This is a genomic window from Streptomyces sp. TM32 (assembly GCF_004122755.1).
GTDB classification, from domain to species: domain Bacteria; phylum Actinomycetota; class Actinomycetes; order Streptomycetales; family Streptomycetaceae; genus Streptomyces; species Streptomyces sioyaensis.
Genome location: NZ_SDIG01000023.1, coordinates 1 through 20268 on the forward strand (window position 1 = coordinate 1; position 20268 = coordinate 20268).

At 67.0% G+C, this 20268-nt stretch carries 15 protein-coding genes; 7 read left to right on the top strand and 8 right to left on the bottom strand.

All coding sequences use genetic code 11. The features are described from left to right. The coding region (gene eccCa, locus EST92_RS08275) for a type VII secretion protein EccCa (protein ID WP_129280287.1) at nucleotides 1-2287 on the bottom strand (2287 nt) is incomplete at its 3' end. Between the two features lie 284 nt (nucleotides 2288-2571). On the opposite strand from eccCa, the gene eccD reads away from it, so the two are divergent. The 7 genes from eccD (at nucleotide 2572) to EST92_RS08310 (ending at nucleotide 11549) form a co-directional block, all read left to right on the top strand. Further along, nucleotides 2572-4047 carry a type VII secretion integral membrane protein EccD gene (gene eccD / locus EST92_RS08280; protein ID WP_129280288.1) on the top strand — a complete coding sequence of 492 codons (1476 nt, stop codon included), beginning with the start codon at nucleotides 2572-2574 and terminating at the stop codon, nucleotides 4045-4047. A gap of 88 nt (nucleotides 4048-4135) precedes the next feature. Then, nucleotides 4136-5686 (top strand): type VII secretion protein EccB, encoded by a 1551-nt coding sequence (eccB, locus tag EST92_RS08285; protein ID WP_129280289.1) that lies wholly within the window; start codon nucleotides 4136-4138, stop codon nucleotides 5684-5686. 172 nt (nucleotides 5687-5858) lie between these two features. Further along, on the top strand, nucleotides 5859-7013 hold the full coding sequence (gene mycP, locus EST92_RS08290) for a type VII secretion-associated serine protease mycosin (protein ID WP_174243961.1): 1155 nt from the start codon (nucleotides 5859-5861) through the stop codon (nucleotides 7011-7013). Nucleotides 7014-7198: 185 nt separating this feature from the next. Next, nucleotides 7199-7696, top strand: coding sequence for a hypothetical protein (locus tag EST92_RS08295; RefSeq protein ID WP_129280291.1), 498 nt, complete (start codon nucleotides 7199-7201; stop codon nucleotides 7694-7696). 1771 nt (nucleotides 7697-9467) lie between these two features. Beyond that, a complete protein-coding gene (locus EST92_RS08300) occupies nucleotides 9468-10670 on the top strand; it encodes a S8 family serine peptidase (protein ID WP_254068635.1) in 1203 nt (400 codons plus the stop codon). Nucleotides 10671-10805: 135 nt separating this feature from the next. Continuing rightward, nucleotides 10806-11168, top strand: a complete 363-nt coding sequence (locus EST92_RS08305) for a WXG100 family type VII secretion target (protein WP_129280292.1) — start codon at nucleotides 10806-10808, stop codon at nucleotides 11166-11168. A 72-nt stretch (nucleotides 11169-11240) separates the two neighbouring features. Further along, the gene (locus tag EST92_RS08310) at nucleotides 11241-11549 is read left to right on the top strand and encodes a WXG100 family type VII secretion target (RefSeq protein ID WP_254068637.1); all 309 of its coding nucleotides are present in this window, start codon (nucleotides 11241-11243) and stop codon (nucleotides 11547-11549) included. A 537-nt stretch (nucleotides 11550-12086) separates the two neighbouring features. Here EST92_RS08310 and EST92_RS08315 read toward each other — a convergent pair. From EST92_RS08315 to EST92_RS08350, 7 genes are all read right to left on the bottom strand, one after another. Next, nucleotides 12087-12569, bottom strand: coding sequence for a hypothetical protein (locus EST92_RS08315; protein ID WP_129280293.1), 483 nt, complete (start codon nucleotides 12567-12569; stop codon nucleotides 12087-12089). Nucleotides 12570-12657: 88 nt separating this feature from the next. Next, complete coding sequence (locus EST92_RS08320; protein ID WP_129280294.1) at nucleotides 12658-14397, bottom strand: alpha/beta hydrolase; 1740 nt, start codon at nucleotides 14395-14397, stop codon at nucleotides 12658-12660. A 2-nt stretch (nucleotides 14398-14399) separates the two neighbouring features. After that, nucleotides 14400-14861 carry a hypothetical protein gene (locus EST92_RS08325; protein ID WP_129280295.1) on the bottom strand — a complete coding sequence of 154 codons (462 nt, stop codon included), beginning with the start codon at nucleotides 14859-14861 and terminating at the stop codon, nucleotides 14400-14402. Nucleotides 14862-14983: 122 nt separating this feature from the next. Continuing rightward, nucleotides 14984-15163 (bottom strand): hypothetical protein, encoded by a 180-nt coding sequence (locus EST92_RS08330; protein ID WP_254068639.1) that lies wholly within the window; start codon nucleotides 15161-15163, stop codon nucleotides 14984-14986. 596 nt (nucleotides 15164-15759) lie between these two features. Next, complete coding sequence (locus tag EST92_RS08340; RefSeq protein WP_129280297.1) at nucleotides 15760-16149, bottom strand: recombinase family protein; 390 nt, start codon at nucleotides 16147-16149, stop codon at nucleotides 15760-15762. Nucleotides 16150-16473: 324 nt separating this feature from the next. Continuing rightward, nucleotides 16474-18627 carry an AIPR family protein gene (locus EST92_RS08345; protein ID WP_129280298.1) on the bottom strand — a complete coding sequence of 718 codons (2154 nt, stop codon included), beginning with the start codon at nucleotides 18625-18627 and terminating at the stop codon, nucleotides 16474-16476. A 63-nt stretch (nucleotides 18628-18690) separates the two neighbouring features. Then, nucleotides 18691-20199, bottom strand: a complete 1509-nt coding sequence (locus tag EST92_RS08350) for an N-6 DNA methylase (protein ID WP_129280299.1) — start codon at nucleotides 20197-20199, stop codon at nucleotides 18691-18693. Nucleotides 20200-20268: the final 69 nt, after the last annotated feature.

Sequence of the window (20268 nt, forward strand, 5' to 3'; positions counted from 1 at the left end):
GCCAGACCCGGTGGGCGGGTGGTCCCTGGCCGTCGAGGCGGCGGACGATGACGTCCAGGACGGTGTCGGCGAGGGCGTCGTCGGCCTGTGCGGGGACCTCGGGGGTGGGCTGTGCGGCCGGAGTGGCGGAGGCGGCGGGGACAGGGACGGGGACGGCGGTGAAGAGGGCGGCGCGCTGCTGGACGGGGAGTGCGCCGTGGTCCGTGTGGCTGTTGGGTGAGCGGTAGGGGCCCGAGACGTAGGCGGCCTTGAAGCGGGTCATCTCGTCCGTACCGCATGTGAGGTAGCCGGAGCCGGGGACGGAGGGGAGATGGTAGGCGTCGGGGACGCCGAGGGCGACGCGGGATTCGGCGGCGGAGAAGGTGCGCAGGCCGATGCGGTAGGAGAGGTAGGTGTCCAGGCCGCGCAGGCGGCCCTCCTCCAGGCGCTGGGAGGCGAGGAGGAGGTGGACGCCGAGGGACCGGCCGATGCGGCCGATCTGGATGAACATCTCGATGAAGTCGGGCTTGGCGGTGAGCAGCTCGCTGAACTCGTCGATGACCAGGACGAGGGACGGCAGCGGGTCGAGGGGGTGGCCGGCGGTGCGGGCCTTTTCGTAGTCGTGGATGTTGGCGAAGTTGCCGGCCTGGCGCAGCAGCTCCTGGCGGCGCTGGAGTTCGCCGCGGATGGCGTCGCCCATGCGGTCGACGAGGGAGAGGTCGTCGGCGAGGTTGGTGATGACGGCGGCGACGTGGGGCAGGGCGGACATGCCGGCGAAGGTGGCGCCGCCCTTGAAGTCGGCGAGGATGAAGTTGAGGGTTTCGGAGGAGTGGGTGACCGAAAGCCCCAGGACGAGGGTGCGCAGGAGTTCGGATTTGCCGGAGCCGGTGGCGCCGATGCACAGGCCGTGCGGACCCATGCCGTTCTGGGCGGCTTCCTTGAGGTCGAGCATGACGGGTTGGCCGGATTCGTCGATGCCGAGGGGGACGCGCAGGCGTTCGGCCTGGGAGCGGGGGCGCCAGGTGCGGGCGGTGTCGACGTCGGCGGGGTCGCCGAGGTCGAGGAGGTCGGTGAAGTCCAGGTTGGCCAGGAGCGGTTCGTCCTCGTCCGTGCCGTCCACGTACAGGGGCGCGAGCTTGCGGGCGAGGGTGTCGGCGCGTTCCAGGGAGAGCAGGTCGGGGGTGCCGTCGTAGGCGGAGACGGCGGACTCCATGCGCAGGCGGGCGGGGTGGACGGATACCGACAGGCCGCCGCGGGGTTCATCGAGCTCGCCGGAGAGGACCTCGATGACGGTGACGCCCTGGAGGCCTTCGGGGGCGGCGAGAGCAGAGTCCGCGGGGACCATGCCGCCGTCCAGGATGACGACGAGGTGGGGCCGGTCGAGGAGGGGTGGGGCGTCTTTGCTGAAGCGGGGGCGGTCGGCGAGGTGGCCGGCCAGGAGCGATTCGAGTTCGTTGAGGTCGTCGCTGAACAGGCGCCGGGTGCCGGCGCCGTCAGCCGCGCCGGGCAGCTGGGTGTGGGGCAGCCACTTCGTCCACTCCCAGCGCCCGATCGCGTGGGGGGCGGCCACCACGGCGACCAGGAGGTCGGCGGGGGAGTGCAGGGTGACGAGCTGGCCGATCAAGGCACGGGCCGCGCCCTGGGCGCAGGCCGGGTCGCCGGAGACCGTGAGGTGGTAGAAGGCGCGCAGGGAGACCGCGACCGGCATGTGGTGCAGCGAGCCGTGGGCGGCGAGGAAGCGCTGCATGATGCCGGCGGTGAGGGGTTCGAGTTCGTCGACGGGGGCGGTGTCGGGGGCGACGAGCGGGGTGGCCAGTTGCTGGGTGCCCAGGCCGATGCGGGCCTGGGCGAAGTCGGCGTCGCCGATGCGGCGTTCCCAGACGCGGCTGCCCTCGGCGACGATGGACCACAGTTGGTCGGGGGCGGGATGGAGGTAGTGCTGGGTGCTCTGCTGGGCGGTGGCCGTACGGCGGATCCGACGGCGAGTCTGCGCCAGGTATTTGAGGTAGTCCCGGCGGCTCTGCGCCATCTCGCCCTGGGTGCCTCTGCGGTAGCGGACGACCTGGGCGATGACCATGCCGATCGTCGAGACGAGCATCAGCGCGCCCATGATGCGCATGAAAGGAGGCATGCCCGGCATGAAGAAGAACACCACCGACGAGCCCATACCGATCATCGGCAGGAGCTGCATCAGCACGCCCTCCTGCTGGCCGCGCGGCAGCTCCGGCGGGGCCTGCAGCTGCAGTTCGTCCGTGGCAGGGCCGGGCGGAAGCGCCCGCGGCGGGCGCTTGACGACGATCTGGCTCACCGAGCATCAATCCCTCGATACGGAGGAAAGTTCCGTACCGGTCGCCCCCTGGCGACGGCGCCCCCCGCATCAGGCGATCCTACTGCCGACTAATGTGACGGGTGGGGAAGAGCTTCAGGTGCAGTGACGCAAAGGTGCGGTGGGATAAACGTGCGGTGGCACGATGGCGCCCCGGCACAGGCCGCGTACGGAGCGACCGTGACGGTGATCAAGTGAGTGAGCGGCCATGTGACCGAGTGGCCGGATGACCAGGTGAGCAGGGGGAAGAACTGAACACGGTGAGCATGAGCGCGGGGACCGGCTTCCGCAGGGTCGCGGTGGTCGCCCCCGACAGCCGTATCGACGTGGCGCTGCCCGAGAACATCCCGGTCTCCGACATCTACCCGGAAATCCTGCGCCTGACCGGCCAGCGACAGCCCCCGGGCGCGCCGACCGGCTACTACCTCTTCCGCGTCGACGGCAGTGCGCTCGACAGCGCCCGTACGCTGGCCGACCAGCGCGTCATCGACGGCGAGATGCTGCATCTGCGCCCCTTCTCACAATCGCTCCCACCGGCAGTCTTTGACGATGTCTCCGATGCCGTGGCCGCCGCCGTCACCCGCGACCGCCGCCTGTGGAACGACGGCCTGCTGCGCGGGGTGGGGCTGGCCGGGGTCGGGGTGCTCCTCGTCCTCCTCGCCCTCGTGCTGTGGTCCGCCGACCCGGTACGGCACGACATGCAGACTCTGCCGGGCGTGATCGCCGGCACGGCCGGTGTGCTGCTGGCCGCATTCGCGGGGGTTCGGGCCCGGGTCTACGGGGACCAGCCGTCCGCTGTCGCACTCGGCCTGGGCGCGCTGCCGGTCGTGCTGTGCGCAGGCTCGGGGATCGTCGGCCCGGACGCCGGCCAGGGGGCCGGGCGGCTGCAGTTCCTGCTGGGCTGTCTTGCCGTGCTCGTAGTCTCCGTCGCGCTGGTCGCGTTGTCGCCGTACGGCGATGCGCCGTTCATCGCTGCCACGTTCGTCGCGGCCGTCGGCACCCTCGCCGCATTCCTCGCCATCATCAGCGAGGCGACGGCTGTCCAGACCGCCGCCGTCTGCGCGCCAGGGATCATCGGCCTGATGGCCTTTCTGCCGGGGCTGGCCACGCGCCTGGCCCGGCTGCCCATCGGGTACGTCACTCCGCGCAGCCTGAGCGAGGAGCGGGAGACAGGGGCAGAACTGAGGGGCAGTGAGGAGCCCGTCGGCCTGGACCCCGTCGACGAGGAGCGCGTCGCCGCCCAGGTCCGCCGAGGCCATGAGCTGCTGCTCGGGTTGCTCGGCGGGTGTTGCGCGGTCCTCATCTGCGCCGCGGGCATCCTCGGTTTCTCCCACTCCGCATGGGCACAGCTCCTCGCCCTCGCCACCGGCCTGGCGACGCTGCTGCGCGCCCGGCTCTTCCGCTACACCACCCACGTCGCCTGCGCGGTCGTCGCAGGCCTGGCCGCGCTCTCCCTCCTCGTACTGGGCGTGGCCTTCAACCCACCCACCGGGATGCTGAACGACTTCCTTACGGGAGACCGCACCCCGCTGGACCTGCGTACGCTGTGGCTGGCGCTCATGGTCCTCAGTGCGGTGGCGCTGGTCACGACGGTCGCGCTGAGCGTGCCGAAGAAGGGGCTGACGCCTTTCTGGGGCCGGGTGCTCGATCTCGTCGACGGATTCCTGCTGCTGTCCCTGATGCCGCTGTGCCTGGCGGTCCTGGACCTGTACAGCCGGGCGCGGAGCATGACGAGCGGGTGAGGGAATCGAGGGGCCCGAGGCCCGAGAACATGCAGGACCGGGCGGCTGCGGAACGGCCGCAGGGGGAGCAGGGGAGAAGCGCAGCGTCATGGCATCACGGCGGGACGAGCTCAACGGCTACACCTTCGCCAAGAAACGGCTGGTGGCCGCCTTTCTGCAGCCTTCCCCGGACCGTACGGACGAGGGCGCCCCGAGCCCGCTGCGCGCGGTGCTGCCAGGTTTGATCACCGCCGCCCTGATCCTGGCCGGATTCGGCGCCTGGGGCATGTTCCGACCCAAGGCACCCAAGGGCTGGGACACCCCCGGCGCACACGTCATCCTGGGCAGCAAATCCACCACTCTGTACGTGGTGCTGGAGACGGACGGCAAGAAACAGCTGCACCCCGTCCTGAACATGGCTTCCGCCCGGCTGCTCCTCAAACCCGACCGGTTCGACGTCCTCAAGGTCGACGAGAGCGAGCTGGACAACGGAAAACTCCCGCACGGCCCGACTCTGGGAATCCCGTATGCCCCTGACCGCCTCCCAGACGGCGCCGAGGCGGCGAAGAGCAAGCGCTGGGCGGTCTGCGAACAACCCGGCAGCAACGGCAAGTCCGTACAGAAGGCCACCTTCCTCTTCGCCGACCGCGACACGGACAAGGTGGAGGGAACGGGCCGGCTGCACGGCGGTCATGCTCTCTACGTCCAAGAGGCCAGGGGATCCGGGGAGTCCGGCGGGGCGCGCTATCTGATCGACCCCAAGGGCACCAAGTACCTCATCAACGGCGGCAGAGACACGGAACTGCTGCTGCGCGCCCTGGTGGGCAGCCGGCAGCCTCAGCAGGTCACCAAGGACTGGCTCGCCACCTTCCACGACGGCACACCGATCGCCTTCCCCACCCTGCCCGGTACGGTCAACCAGCCTGCCCACGTCGAGGGTCTTGGCGAACGCGAAAACCGCATCGGCATGGTGCTGCGCGCGACAACCGGCGCCGGCACCCAGCACTACGTCGTGTTGCAGGGCAAGGTCGTCCCCGTCTCCGACTTCGTGGCCAAGCTGCTCCTGTTCTCCCGGCAGACGGCCCCGCTGGAGCAGCACAACCGTCCCACCGAGGTGGATGCACAGTCCTTCACCCCGCAGGCCCAGCACCTGTTCGCCGAGAAGCAATGGCCGCAGCAGATCACCGAGCAGGTCAACACCGCCACGGCACAGGGCGATCGCCATACGGTCTGCAGTGTGCTGCGTGCGGTGTCGAAGACCGGCGGTACGGAGCTGAGTACCTGGGCCGGAGCGGACTTCCCCCAACAGATCGCCAACGGCGGCACCAGCGCGTACGTCACCCCGGGAACAGGCCTGTTCTACAAGCAGATCCAGCCAGGAGACGCCGCCTCAGGGGCACATTTCCTCGTCACGGACACGGGCCTGCGCTACGGCGTTCAGACGAACAACGACAGCAGCGCCAAACAGTCCGGCATCGGCACCCCAGGCACAGCCAAGGAACAGCACTCCGGCGAGCGGTCGCAGGAGACCAACCGGGCGCAGATCCTCCTCGGTTACAAGGACATCAAACCGGTGCTGGTGCCGACGAGCTGGTCGCAGTTCCTGCCGATGGGGCCCCGGCTGGATGCGAACGCCGCCCGCCAGCCCCAGGGATCCTGAGAAACAGGGAGACACAGTGAGGAGGACAACACCCACCGCCTGGGCCGCGGCCACCCTGCTCGTGGCCCTGATCGGAAGCATTGCATCCGTGGCTCCACCCGAGGTCGCTCACGCAGCGGACGGGGAGGGCGTGACCCCGGTCCCCCAGGGGAACGGCATATGTACCTTCCCCATGAAGCAACAGATCAAGGAACGCCCCTGGGCCCTGCAGCGCATCGTCTTGGACCAGCTGTGGCAGGACACCAAGGGCCGGGACACGCACGGCCGCCCGGTACGCGTCGCCGTCATCGACACCGGCGTCGACAACACCAACCCGCAGCTGGCCGGCGCCGTCGACACCAAGCACGGCTGGGACTTCCTGCACCACACCAAGGGCGGAAGAAACGCAACCGCAGGAGATCCGAAGGCGCCGACGGACGGCACGTACGACCCGGTGGGCCACGGCACCAAGGTCGCCGGCATCATCGCTGCCCGCCCCCGAGCGGGCACCGGCTTCGTCGGGCTCGCCCCCGAAGCCACGATCATCCCCCTCCGCCAGAACGACGAGAACGGCAGCGGCACCGCCGCCACCCTGGCCCAGGCCATCCGCAAGGCCATAGCCGCCGACGCAGGCGTCATCAACATCTCCCAGGACACCACCAAGCCGCTCTCCCCCAACTCCGACCTGGCGGCCGCCGTTAAGGAAGCCCGACACAGGAACATCGTCGTCATCGCATCCGCCGGCAACGACGGCCTCGACGGCCAGCTCAAAGACACCTACCCGGCCGCGTATGACGGGGTGCTGGCCGTCGCCTCCTCCGACCGCAACAACGAGCGCGCCCCCTTCTCCCAGAGCGGCGACTTCATCGGGGTGGCCGCCCCCGGCGTGGACATGGTCTCCACCGTGCCCAAGGGCGGCCAGTGCGTGGACAACGGCACCAGCTTCTCCGCCCCCTACGTCGCCGGCGTCGCCGCCCTCCTGAAAGCCAAGCACCCGGACTGGCAGGAGCACCAGATCGTCGCCCAGATCGAGCAGACCGCCGAACGCACCGTCAACGGCAAGGACACCTTCGTGGGCTGGGGAGTAGTAGACCCGGTGCGCGCCCTCACCGAGGACGCCCACCCCATCGACCGCCCGAGCGCGGACAGCGGTCTGGCCAAGGCCGCGCCCCCTGACCCCACTGCCTGGCCCGACGGCGAGAGTCCGCAGGAGCGGATGGAGCGGTACGCGACGTATGGCGTGGGGGCCGGCGGCGTCGCGGTTGCCGTCATCGCGGGCACGGCGGTCGTCTGGCGGGATGTACGCAAGCGGGATGCACGCGGGCGGGCGCCGCGCGTCAATGAGTAGCCGTACTCACTTTGATGGGGCCGCGGCCCATGAGCCACACGGCGCGAACGACTACGCTTCCGGACATAGGAGAGAGCTCCCCGAACGCATGGACGCAAGACACACGGTCGTTGTCAGAGGTGATGGATAGAGTGGCTCCTGACGTTGGTGACTTACGGGTAGCGGTATCCGGGGGGAAGGACACCATGCGGGCCGACGAGACAACGGGCATGCAGGTGAACGGGGCAGCGCCACAGGGCAAGAGCGCCGATCTGGCCGTCGAAGCCGAGACGCTGGAGAAGTTCAAGAAGCGGGTGGATGACCTGCTGGCGCGTTTGAAGAAGTCGAACGCGGACCCGGGGACGCTCGGCCACCGCACGATCGCCCATGCTTCCTTCGGCCAGGGATTCGCCGAGGCGCAGGGCCTGGCCGGCGCGTACGAGAAGGTGCTGTCCCAGCTGGAGGCGTTCTCCAAGGCGTTCGGCGACCAGATCGAGACGCTGAGCATCGGCTCCCGGGTCGCCGAAAGCGGATACGAGGCCATCGATGCCGACGTGAAGAACCGCCTGGCAGCGATCCAGCGCCGCACCCAGGAGCTGTACCAGGCACCACGACCGGAGCATCGGCCCATGTCTTCCGATGCCGCAGGCTCTGCCGCAGCCGGCATGGGCGACGGGCAGTCCGCAGGCGCCGACGGCATCTGACGCGAGGGGAAGAAGAGAGGGATGGCGGGGAACTCCAGCTCGTCCGGCAACAGCAACTTCGAGAACGCAACGCACCAGGCCCTGTACGACATGGTGGCCAGCGGGGACCACATGGTGATCTCGTTTACGGGTGCCTGCCTGGTCCAGGCAGGCAAGGAGATCGACCAGATCGCCACGGAGCTCAAGGCACACGTCGAACGCGTGCAGTGGGAAGGCGAGGGCGCCGACGCCTTCCGCGAGTGGAGCCACGACACCGTCAAACAGAGCCACAACCTGGCCCACTTCGCCTCAACCACCGGCAACGCCATCTCGGATGCCGGCACGGCGTTGTGGGAGGCGAAGACGATGCCTAAGCCGAAACAGGACAACTCCGTGAAGCTGGACAGCGCGGCATCGCCTACAGCGCGCAGCGCGACGGGCGCTCCCCTGATGACGGACCCGGACCGCGAAGCGGCGGTGGCGGCGATGAACCGGCTGGCCTCGTACTACCGCACGGCCCAGGAGAAGATCGAGAGCCAGGAGCCGCCCAACTTCAAGCCGGCGTCGGGGTTCGTACCGGATCCGCCGCCCTTGAAGGACGGAATCAGCAAGCGCTACACGTTTGTCGATCAGTCGGGCGGCAGTAGGGCTGGGTATGGCGCAGGTAGTGGGACCGCTTCTTCGACGGGGAGCAGCGGCAATGAGCAGCACGCAGGAGTCTCCCGCTCGACTGCCGGTGGTGCGCAGCACGTTCCGCAGGTTGGTACGTCTGTCGACTCTACGGCCCCCGTTGTCGTGCCCGGTAAAACACCGTCGCAGGGGGGCACCATCCCCGCCACTCCCGAGCACTCCGGCATTCCCTCCAGCCCCGTCGTACCCGGTCTGCCGACGATCCCTGGGCCGACTAAGGCCCCCTCATGGAGTGGAGGTACGACACGGCATCCGCAGCCGGATACCGCCCGGCCGGGCGTGACGCAGGAACGCCCCCGCAGCGCTGGGGAGAACGGTGTTCCTGGCGCAACCACTCAGCGGGGCGGCACTGCATCTGGACGTCCCAGATTGCCGGGCGGGACGGTCATGGGGGAGGAGCGCGGCGTGATCCCGCCCAGATCGGCGGGGACTGGCGGGAGCCCTTCCACCGCCGGAAGCGGGGCGAATGGCGATGGCTCGGGACATTCTGGACAGCGAATTGCCCCTCCTCGCAGGGAGGCTGTCGGAGCGCCTCGGGGGGCAGTCACGGGCGAGGATCGCAGCGCCATGGCGCGTGGCGTCACGGGCGGAGGCCGCCCGGGAGGCCCCAGCAGCGGTGGGAGCCGGGGCGTTCCTGGACGACGTTGGGCGTACGAGCCCGGTGGCACCGTAGGCCCGGCGCCAGGCGGATCGCTGATCGGCGGCGAGCAGCGACCCGCGCCGCCCAGCTCCGCGATAAGCCAGGGCGGTTCAGGCGGTGTAGTAGAGGGCACCGCGTCTGGAACACCGCCGTTCACGGAGCGTAGCTCGGCCGCTGAGCTGGGCGAGGCACGCGGACGAACTCAGGCACCGAGTGGCCGGATATCTGAGTTCACACCAGGTGGCTCTGGTCTGGGACGAGGTAACTCCACCGACAGGCTGCTCCCCATGCCCGGAGGACCGTCGACCTCACGGGGCAGGCGCAGCGGCGAGCAGCGACCGGACTATCTCCACGAGGACGATCAAACGTGGGTGGCGCAGGACCGATCGGTCGTACCTCCGGTGATCGAATAGATCTGACGTGATCGCTCAACGACCCGGACGAAGGGAAGGACACCGCACCGTGAATCGGGCGGCAATTCGCATGCGGCGGAACCAGTTCCGGCTGGCTGCGCTCGCCTGCCTCTCGGCCCTCTGCCTGGGCTTGCTAGCGCCGACCGCTGCCGCCGCGGACATGAGATCACGTCAGTGGCATCTGGACGCGATGAAGGCCGAACGCATGTGGCAGGTCAGCACGGGAGAGGGCGTCACGGTTGCTGTGATCGACAGCGGCGTCGACAGTTCCGTACCCGAGATGCGCGGCCAGTTGCTATCGGGCAAGGACTTCTCGGGCAAAGGTCAGGGCGTAAACCACGACAATGAAGGCCATGGCACGAGCATGGCGATGATCATCGCTGGCAGGCGGAGCGGAGACGGGCCTTGGGGGTTGGCGCCGGGCTCGAAGGTCCTTCCCCTCAAGTACGTAGGTGGGTATGGCCTCGTCAACATGGCGAAAGCCATCCGCTATGCGGCGGACCAGGGGGCGAAGGTCATCAACATCTCCCGTGGCAGACCTGCCGTTAAAGAAGCGCAGGTCGAGCTGCAACCGGCGATTGACTATGCGAACAAGAAGGGAAGCCTGATCTTTGCGGGCACGGGTAATGACGGGGATAATGGCAACGCCCCTGTCTACCCAGCAAGCCTCCCTGGAGTTGTCGGAATCGGGGCCGTGGACAAGTCCCTGAAAGTAGCCGAATTCTCGACCTATGGGCCGCAGGTAGCGCTAGCGGCTCCCGGAGTTAGTATTCCCACTCGCTGTAGTGCGGCGCTCCGGTACTGCGTCGAGGATGGAACCAGTGATGCCACTGCCATTGCTTCGGCCTCGGCGGCATTGATCTGGTCAGCACATCCCAAGTGGACCAACAACCAGGTTCTGCGCGTCATGATGGAGACCGCCGGCAAGCCGGAGGATGGCAAGGTGCCGAGCAAGTACCTTGGTTACGGGATCGTCCGTCCTCGCAAGGTACTGCTTGACAAAGAGGGCGACCCCGGACCGGCCGATGTCAACCCGCTGCTGACGGCACGTAGTACGGCCTCACCTTCGCAGACGCCTCAGTCAGTGCCAAACGATGGCCACGCTGGCAGGGCGCAGAATCAATCCGGCCAGACGGCGAACAGTGACTCCGACGTGTGGCCAATCATCGTCGCTGCCGGGGCGGTGGCTGGGGCAGCAATTATCGGCGGGCTGATGATTGCTCGGCGCCGTAGAGCCCAGCTCAACAGTTAGTTAGGAAGGGAGACGGCGGGTCGCACGACTAGAGTGACCAGTGGTCAGGCTGACTCAATGGAGCAGCCGTTAAGTGAAGTCGAGAATTGAAGAATCGCCTCGGCTTCATAACTTACTCATGGGGGAAGGTGGATCATGGCAGGGAACACCACACTTACGTATGCGGAGATCGAGAAGCTCAAGAACGAGATCCTGAGCGGCAGCCATTCGATGTCGGCGCAGCTGCGCACTTTGGTGAACGCCATCGCGGCCGTCGAAACGGCGTGGACGGGGCAGGGCGCGAGCGCCTTCCGACAGGCGCAGAACGCACTCAATGAGGACCACGCCGCTCTGCGCAGGATGCTCGACGGCATCAACGACGCTGTCGCCCGCACCAGCGTCACCAGCGACGCCAATGATGCCGAGGTGCTGTCCAGCTTCCGGGGCATCGACGTCAACGGTGGCGCGGCGGGCGGACGCCTGGACCCCGGCGCTGCCAGCGGCATCAGCAACTACTAGACGCTGCCACTAGGGCTGGGGTATCGACGCCCCGGCGGGCACGTCGCGACCACCGAGTAGCAACTCCGAGAAGTGGGGGAGAGTATGGCCGGCGACCAGAACCTTCGTGTTACCTATGGCGCTCTGGAGCAGACCGCTGCCGACATCGAGCGGGCCGCAAAGGAACTGCAGGCCGAGCTGGACAAGATCTGGGGCGCGGTCAAGCGCGTCTCCGAGTCCTGGGAGGGCGAGGCGCACCAGGCGTTCCAGGCCGCAGAGCGGCAGTGGAACTCCCGGGCGACCCACATCCAAAGCACGCTGCAGCAGGTATCGGCGAAGATCCGCTCGGGCAGCGCGGACTATCAGGCGACAGACCGTAAGGCCGCGGGCTTTTTCCACTAGCCACTGAGGTCGGCCCGATCGCAGGTTCGGGCCCTGGCTGTGGGGGGGACACCGCTCAGCGGAAGTCCACCCCACAGCGTTGTCTCCTGCGCAGCGAATCGGCCCAATTCACGCACCACCGAGGCCGAAGGTATCCGTCGCGGTACTTCTTGAGAATCGCGTTGCAGCGCGGCGGTCGGGAAAGCACGACGACGTTCAGTGAATTCGCTGGCACACTGAAAGTGTCGTGCTGACGCAGGGAAGACCATCCCGGTGGACCAGTCCGAGGTAAAGGGTGAGGCGTGATCGTTGATACACGTCACCTTGAACTCGTACGTTAGGCCGTCGACTTTGGGCTCGGGATCACTGAGGTCGTTTCATCCTGAGGTGTCTGACCTGCAACTTCAGGATGAAAACCCTCATTGGGCACGGGAAGCTACCGCAGCGCTGGCCTGCCGTGGCTGACAACGATGGTCGCATGGCCGCCGGCTCCTAGTGAGCCTTCCGCCCTACTGCCTTGTGTGCGCGAGACCGTGACTGGCTATGGATCTGCCACGATCAATACTGGTCGACGGTCTTTCCCTTGGGCACCTGGAAGCAGGCCGAGATGAGATCGACGTAGATCTTGGACTTAGGCCCGTCGGTCTTGGCTCGAACGGTCTCGTCATAAAGGTGGATGTTGACCGAGAATTTCCTCTTCGTGGAGTCAGCGACCAGCTCTAGGCTTTTGCTCGGACTCTTATCTGGTCCGTAGCTTACGATTTTCCAGCCATTTTTGGGGAGCTCCTCCTTGAGGCGCGTCATGGCCTTCTTCATGTCCCCAATGGGTACGCCTGTGAGGGACCACGGATGGTGGATTGTATAGAACCTATCGGCGTTTTCTTCTCCGCATACGGCAACCCCTGGTCCGGGTTTGCTCACTTCGCCTTGCAGGCCAATGGCCCTGAGGATTTCGCCAGAAAGTCCCGTTGCTTCCTGCTTAACTTCGGAGATCTCTCTGGCCTCAGGCGTGTAGCCGGGGTCTTTGTTGGTATCGGTCACGCTGGAGCATCCAGTTAGTGCGGTGATCGCGGCCAGTGGGAGTATGACGAGTGACTGCTTCAAGGCGCCTTGTCGGGGTCGAAAATGATTAGCCATCGGTAACTACCTTCTCGTACTGGCCCACGACGACGGCTGCCTGATTCTTCAGACTCATCGACTCGGGTTTCCAGTAATTACTATGCCCCTCCGTGTCAGTGCTCATCTGATTGGCTCCGAAGAGGTCGTCGCTGGGAATGATGCCGACACCGCCTCCGAACTTCCATTGGCTTCCACCATGGCCCCATCGACCCAAATCCGGAACAGCGTCGCCGTCGGCTTCTTCATTCCATACATGCCCCTGCGGGACGTCCAAGTCTGTGGCCTTGCCCACCTGGACACCGGGGCTTCCCGCGAATACCACGTCATCGGCATTGAGATCGCCCTGACGGGCAGCGGAGCCGACGAGTGTGGTGCCGTAGGAGTGGCCGATTGCAGTGAGGTGGCCACCAGATCCCGATTCATGCGAGGTCTTGAGGCCATCGATGAAGTTGTTGAATCCCGGTGCCCCCTCATCCGCGAAATGGCTCTGAGGAGCATCCCTCCCCAACTTTTGCGGTGCGTCATAGCCGAGCCATGTAACGGTTGAGACTTCCTGGCCGTCCGCTAGTGCGTGAGACTGTTTCCAGAGGTCAGTCATACGCTTGATGTCGCCTTCGATCCCGCTGAGGTTCGATGTCGTACCTGGTACGTAGACAGCGGTGTGGTCGGCCGTGTCGGGATTGCCATTGGCGATAACCGCGCGCCCGGTGCCGTTCGGACTAAAGCCCAACAGGTAAGCATCGGGGAGGTCGTCTTTGGCAGTGGAGTCGAGGCGCTTCTGGATGGCATCCATTCCCTTGAGGGCCGCCCTGACCTCTTCAGCGTGGTACTTGTTGTTCCAGGCCGTCCACTCATCACTCTGCACCATGCTGGCATAGGGGCCACCGACAGATACCCACTCGGGCCAGGGCTCCGGCGGCATCGCGTCGAGCCGAGTCTGGTAAGCGGCCCGTGTCTCCGTGAAGACGGCCCGGTTGGCCTCGTCGCGAACGTCGGACGGGATGCCATCCAAGGCGCCGATGCTCGCCGGGAACAGTGCGGTGTAGTCGGCCCTCTCGTCCGCGGAGAGGCTCTTCCACCACTTGGCGTTCTCGGCAGGAGACTTGCCATTCGGGATGTCATCGGGCTGCAGGTATTTGTCCGCGGCCTGGAGGGACCTCATGTCCCGCTGGGCGTCGGCCCAGCCCGAGGTGGTGACGTCGAGGTTGTTGTCCGCCTTCAGACGGTCGAAGATCTGGGAGTAGCGGGCGTCCGCCTCGTTGGCGTCCTGGATGGCCGCACCGATGCGATCTGCGTACGCCTGGGCCTTGGCCTGCTGGGGGTCGGAGGTAATCGCACTCACGGGGCCGCCTGCCCATGTGGTGTGCTCAGGATTGAATGGAACCTTCGCTCGCTGAGAAACCCAATGGACCGTGCCGTCCGGTTTGACCGTGAACTTCTCCGCCTCGGCATCCGCCAGTGCGTCGTTCAACTTCTTCTGTGCCGCACGTAGCTCCGAGGCCAGTCCGTTCAGGGCGGTACGGATCAGACCACTTTCCACCTGGGTGTACTGGAAGTTGCGGCTGAGTCGTTGCAGGCGCACCAGTGCCGCATCTCGCCCCTTGCCCTCCAGACTGTGCCGCAATGTCGCAAGGATCTCGTTGTCCACCCGGTCCTTGGCCTCGCCCGCGGCGCTGCTGACCTTGTGCCAGCCGTCGGCGGCTTCCTCGAACTCCGATGGCCTGAGCGTTCGCAGCTGTGAGAGGTTCACCGTCAGTATGCCCTCCGGTCCTGGTGAGGGTGACCGGCGCCGGCGCTCTTCATCGGTACGGTCTTCTGCTCGCGGAAGGCTTCACTGATCGCACCGTCACTCGTGTAAAAGGCATCACCGGACTTCTGCAACTTGTCCCTCAGCTCTTCGCACTCCCGGCTTACGAGATCGAGCCGCCGTTGCCATGACTGATAGGCACTGAAGTGTGAGGCTGTACTGCGCAGGCCATCGACTCCCCTGTTCCCGCTCCCGGCCCCGTCCTGCTTGCTCTCCAACTCCCGTAGCGCGGCCTTCAGGTTCGTCTGAAGCGACCCCACGCCCTGGGCGCCTTTGTGCCATACCTGCCGGGAAGAACGAAGAGTGCCCTGCCCACCCGAATTCCAGCTCGCTCCGCCGGTGCCGGCCAGGTTCATGCGGACCGAATTCTCCCGCTTGAGCTCGGCCCACTCTTCCTCGAACGTCACTCCGCCCCCTGTCAAACCACGTGCTTGTCGATGTCACGCGCGGGTGCGAAGGTAGCAGCCGTGCAGGTGCCCGCACGTGAGTATGAGTACTCAAATGCTGGCAGATCATGCCGGCTGGTAGTTCAGTCGACTGCGACCAGTTCGCGGGCGCCTGGTTTGGTGCTGCGGTGCAGGTGGGTGAACGGCGGCGGCACGTCGCCTTCGTTGTGGCAGAACCAGCACTTCGCGTTGCAGATGGAGGTCAGGGAGACCCTGAGCTGTCCTCGCAGTGCCGCGAAGTTCCGCAGCGCGGTCCAGTCCACATCGGCTCTCGGGAGCGGAATGGCAATGTCTGCTCCTTTCGTCGGGCGCTTCTGGTTCGGTGGTTCACCCCGGGCGGGGATCAGTGAGGCGGTGCGGTTGCCGCACCGGAGGGTCCGACGCGCCGCGTGTGCTGCGCTGGCAGCTTCAGAGGCTCGTATTCGCCTTGAAGGGCCGGGGCGCTGAGACGTATACGGCGTCCCTGACAATCGTGCTGGGAGGCGTCAGGACGAGAAGCTGCGAGGGCGAGCAGTGGGCGGCAGAGGGATAAGCGGGTGGGTGTTCTTGGTTGCCCGGCCGTGGGCGCGGCTCACCACAGATCACCGTCCGAGATCCGCTGCGACCGCGTCCGCATCACCGTCAGCGAGTCCGGATCCTCTGCCGGCCACTCCCTACGCCCCGCAGTTCTCAGGTACGGAATGCCCTTCCTGATGTCGGTGACGATCGCCCGGCGGCCAGTCGTGTACTCAACTTCATCGCCAACCTGCGGACGGTGACTCGGGCTAGTCATGCCCACCGCCCATGATGCCGATGATGAGGACAAGAGCAAGCGCGGCCAGGCACATCAGATAGGTGACGGTGCGGCGCTGATGCGGAGTCACGGGGCCTTCCCTTCCAGAATGGCGCTCAGGGTCGGCTGGTCGGACTCGTCGAACGTGGTGACCGTCCGGCCTCCGGCTGCGATGACGCGCTGTTGGAGCAGCAGACGGTGCGTGGTGTCGGTTGCCAGCCTTTCCCCGGTGTGCACAAGGCACAGCACCTCGACGAGGTGGTCCGCCTCTGCTCGCATGGCGGACAGCAGCGCGGCCAGCTGCGGGCGGTGCACGGCGAGTGCGTGCTCGCCGAGCTCGACCCAGCACCCGGCAATGGCCCAGCCCATGCCCTTGGCGTAGTGGCGGCAGCCCTCCAACCGCATGTGGAGCTGTCGGCGGGAGCGGCTGGCGCAGCGGTCGTAGACGAAGGCCAGCGGGGGCATCTTGGCTGTCATCGCTGGCTCTCCGCAGTGTGCCGGGCCAGCAGGTACTGGCAATCCCGAGCGAGCTGATGCACCTGGACGTGAGCGGAGAGTGCGCCGTGCCCGAGACCCTGCCTGGTCTGTTGTTCGATTCCGTCGAGCCGGGCCGTCAGTCGAAGTGCCTCGATGCTGTCGGGCCATAGCTGCCGGGCCGACTCACGGAGCTCGGGGAGAAGGTGAGTGATGTGCCCACGCAATTCCTCTTCCAGTTCGATCAGTGCGTCGGGCTCCGGCCGGCCGGAGCCGAGGCACAGCGCGAGTTCGCGTGACGGCCCGAAAGCCCGTGCCGCTAGTCAGTCACTCGGCGTCCCCCGACTCCTCCATGCCGTCGAGGAGCCGCCGGGCGAGGATGGCGAGCGTCTCTCCGTCCTGCGTAGCCCAGCGGGCGGTGCCCTGGTTTGCGACCGGACGACCTTCCCACGCGGCCAGCTCCCACATCCGTGCGATGAGACCGCTCGGCGAGTACGCGTTGCCGTCGGCGGCCCAGACGATCGGACGTGCCCGGTTGGTGTTGGTCCACTTCGCGAGTGCCCGGCGCGGGTTCGCGTCGAGCCATGCGGCGAGCGCGTCCTTCTCCGGCTGCAGGTACAGGGCCAGGTGCAGCGGTGCCCCTTCCTCCAGGGCGCCCTTGTCGACGATTACATGCACGGCGTTGGGCCTGCGGCGCTTACGGGGCTTGCTCTCCTCGCGCCGGTACTGCGCGGCGGCGTCCTCGGTCCCGCCGCCTTCGAGCGCTGCCAGAGTCGCGGTCACGAGGTCGGCGGCCTGCCCCGGATCGGCGCACACGCGTTGCAGGCTCGACCGGGTTCCCACTCCGTCCAGAGCCTGTACGAGCGCCGGGACGACACGCTTGACCAGGTCGGGCACCTGCTCCTTGGCTTCGGCGGCCCAGGTGAGCGACTGGTCCGGCTCGCCCATGCCGGCGTCCTGGGCGAGGAGTTGCCGGAACACCAGGTGGGTGATGAGGAACGTGCCGTCGTCGATGACGGCGGCCGCGCGCCCGGCGTACTGTTCGCGTTCCGCACGCAGAGCCGTACGCACCGCCCGCAGGACGTTCACGGCGTTCCAGGTCTCGTACACGCTGGGCACGGACCGGAAGAGAGGGTCGTAGATGCCGCTGCCGCCCCGTTCCCACAGCACGTCGGTGGTGCCGGACGCGACGAGCCGGGCCGCGAACCTGCTGCCGCTGTGGGCGCAGGCGAGCGCGCACGCGGCTTCCACCACGGAGCAGCCCTCGTCGTCCTGGGGTTCGAGTTCGCTGCGGCGCACGCTGTATACGAGGCCCAGTTCGGCACGGAACTCCTTGATGAGCACCGCCTGGACGGGTTCGAGGGCGATCCGGTCGCGCTCGGTGATGTGGTTCTGCCGGTTGGTGGCCTGGGTGGTGCGGCTGGCGAACTCGGTGTCGCCACCGGTGACAATGAACCGGACGGTGACCTGGGCGAGTCCGGCTTCATCGGACTGCTCGGCCGCGTCGATGACGGAACGCACCGTCTGTGCACCGTTCACGACACTGGCGCCCTTGGCGGTGATGCGGACGGGATGGCGCTCGGGGAACTTCTGCGATCCGGGCACCGCTTCCAGGGAGTCGCACAGGACAGTGACGCCGTTGTTGAAGTACCAGAAGTGGGACGGCTCGCCGGTGAGCGTGTCCAGCAGCTCCTTGTTGATGGGGGTGAGCCCCAGCGGGTCGCGGATGTTGCGAGCGAACAGCTCGTTGCCATGCTCGGCCCAGGTCGCGACCTCTTCGGCCTGTATGACGCCCTCGTAGGAGAGGTAGGGCGAGGGTACGCTGAACCAGGGGTGGAGCGTCGCCGTCAGTGTGACGGGATCGCTCTGCTGGTCTTTCAGCACCAGGGCGTGGATGTCAGGGGCCTGCAGGAAGCGGTGGTCGACGTACTCGCCGTGGGAGTTGAACTCTTTCTCGCCGTTCTTGATGACCTGCAGCACACCCGGCGAAGGCGGCTTGGTGCCCATGAGGGCGATCACCTGGGTGATCCGGGTGCTCTTCTCACCGATCAGGTCGTGTGCCCGTTTGGCGAGTATTTGGCCGCGGGGGTTGAACTGGGCCGCCTCCCCGGAGTCGATGAGGGTGAGCCCCGCGAAGAGCTTGTGCACCGCGGTCTCGTCCGCCTTGGCCGTCCCTTCGGGGCTCCATTTGGCCTGCACGAGGTAGATGTGCGCGTTCGCCTCGTCGATGGCGATGGCGTCGATCCCCTGGTCCTGGCCGCCGTCGATGACACAGTCGGCCGCCCGCTCGGGGGTCCAGCCGGTCATGATGCGCACGGCGTGCGCGGCCAGGGCGCGAGAGCGGAACGCGGGCTGGATCTTGTCCGGCGGCCGGTTGCCGAAGTCGCTCACATCGATGAGTCCGGTGTACGTCATGTCGAAGGCACGCGCGGTCTGGCGGACCGGGGCGGGCACGGCGGGCTGCTGGGGAGTCGCGTTCATGGTCTTCCTGTACGGCTGGCGGGGAGCGAGAGCTGCGAATGAGGACGGCACGGGGAACGAACGTCAGCTGAGCGAGTCGAGCACCACCTGGAAGCTCCTCTGCGCGTCGCCAAGGTGATCCACGATCGACTGGGCGATCTCGCGCGGGTCGCCGAAGTCGTCGGCCGCGTCGGCGGGATGCGCCTTCAAGTCGAGGCTGGCAGTGCGGCTGTCCAGTATCTTGCGCACGGCGTTACGGTCGTACCGCTTGAAGCGCAACGATTCGACGCGCCCCACGCGCCCCTCCTCTCCGGGCCGGTACGCCGCCAGGAACTCCGCGAAGTCCTCCTCCGTGAGCGGGTTCTCGGTGTCGGTGTGGTGCAGGTCGCGGGCGTCGTACACCCACAGCTCGTCGGTCGCCGGATCGCCGTTCGGGCGCAGGACGGACTTGGTGAAGAACAGCACGTTCGACTTGGAGCCGGTGTCGTGGAACATGCCGGTCGGCAGCCGCAGCAGGGTGTGCACGTCGCAGTTCCTCAGGAGCGCCTTGCGGATGGTGGCCGCCGCTCCGCCATGGAACAGCACACCATCGGGGACGAAGATGGCTGCTCTGGCCCCCTGCGGCAAAGTGATCGCCAGATGCTGGAGGAAGTTGGCGGGGAGCGTGGCGTTCTGAGCCCAGAAGTCGTCCCGCCGCTCGGTGTTCGCCTCGACGTTGCTCTTGAACGGCGGGTTACAGATGGCGACGGTGGCGGCCACGTCCTGCTCGTACCGGCGTACCAGGCGTTCCTTCGTGTCGAGCGAGTCCGCGCGCAGTATCGGCGGTACGTCGTGGAACTGACGCCCGGTGTTGAGGAGGACGTTCATCGTCGCCAGACGGCACATCTGCACGTCGATGTCGGCGCTCGCGATGGCGGCGGCGTCCACACGGTCCCCGTGCGCGGCCATCTCGCGGTGGGCGGCGATGAGACTGGTGCCGACCCCGACGGCCGCGTCGATGACCCGGTCCCGTGGAGTGGGGGCGAGCGCCTTGGCTATCACGGTGAGCAGGTGGGGCGGCGTGAGGAACTGACCCGTCTCCCGCTTGGCCCGGATGTCGTCCCGGCAGTCGGCTATCAACAGCGAGAAGGCGGAACCGAGCTCGTCCCGGCGCACATCCGACCAGCGGTACGGGTCGAACTCTTCGACGATCAGCCGCCCAAGATCCGCCATCTTGTCGGCCGGCCAGGGGCGGGAGTCATGGAAGAGGACACTCGCGATGGCCCGGCGGGGATCCTGCGGGTTCGGCTTGCCGAGTTCGGTCATCAACCCGGTCAGGGCACGGTGCAGATCCTCACCGCCGGCGAGTACGAGGCTCGGCCAGCTGCCCGCCGGCGCGATCGGCGGGCTCGCGAACACCCCCGTCCGCTGGGCACGTTCATGGTCGAACTTGAGGAAGAGCAGATACGCGATGTGCTCGGTGAACTCCAGCCGGGTCAGCCCTTTGAGACTCGGCTTCTGTTCGAAGAACCGCTGCCAGCGCCGGAAGATACCGTCTGCCGTCCAGTGCCCCTCCGGCCCTCTCGCCCCGATGTTCTCGCGCTCCGTCGCCATGCCCCACCCGTTCTCGAACGTCCCTGTCCGAGTGGATACGCCGACGGGCCACTCCCCTGGTCCGGCAGC

Bases quoted from the DNA above. Each gene is read 5' to 3' on its own strand.
- eccD (WP_129280288.1), top strand. From the start codon at position 2,572: ATGAGCGCGGGGACCGGCTTCCGCAGGGTCGCGGTGGTCGCCCCCGAC.
- eccB (WP_129280289.1), top strand. From the start codon at position 4,136: ATGGCATCACGGCGGGACGAGCTCAACGGCTACACCTTCGCCAAGAAA.
- mycP (WP_174243961.1), top strand. From the start codon at position 5,859: ATGAAGCAACAGATCAAGGAACGCCCCTGGGCCCTGCAGCGCATCGTC.
- EST92_RS08295 (WP_129280291.1), top strand. From the start codon at position 7,199: ATGCGGGCCGACGAGACAACGGGCATGCAGGTGAACGGGGCAGCGCCA.
- EST92_RS08305 (WP_129280292.1), top strand. From the start codon at position 10,806: ATGGCAGGGAACACCACACTTACGTATGCGGAGATCGAGAAGCTCAAG.
- EST92_RS08340 (WP_129280297.1), bottom strand. From the start codon at position 16,149: ATGACAGCCAAGATGCCCCCGCTGGCCTTCGTCTACGACCGCTGCGCC.
- EST92_RS08345 (WP_129280298.1), bottom strand. From the start codon at position 18,627: ATGAACGCGACTCCCCAGCAGCCCGCCGTGCCCGCCCCGGTCCGCCAG.
- EST92_RS08350 (WP_129280299.1), bottom strand. From the start codon at position 20,199: ATGGCGACGGAGCGCGAGAACATCGGGGCGAGAGGGCCGGAGGGGCAC.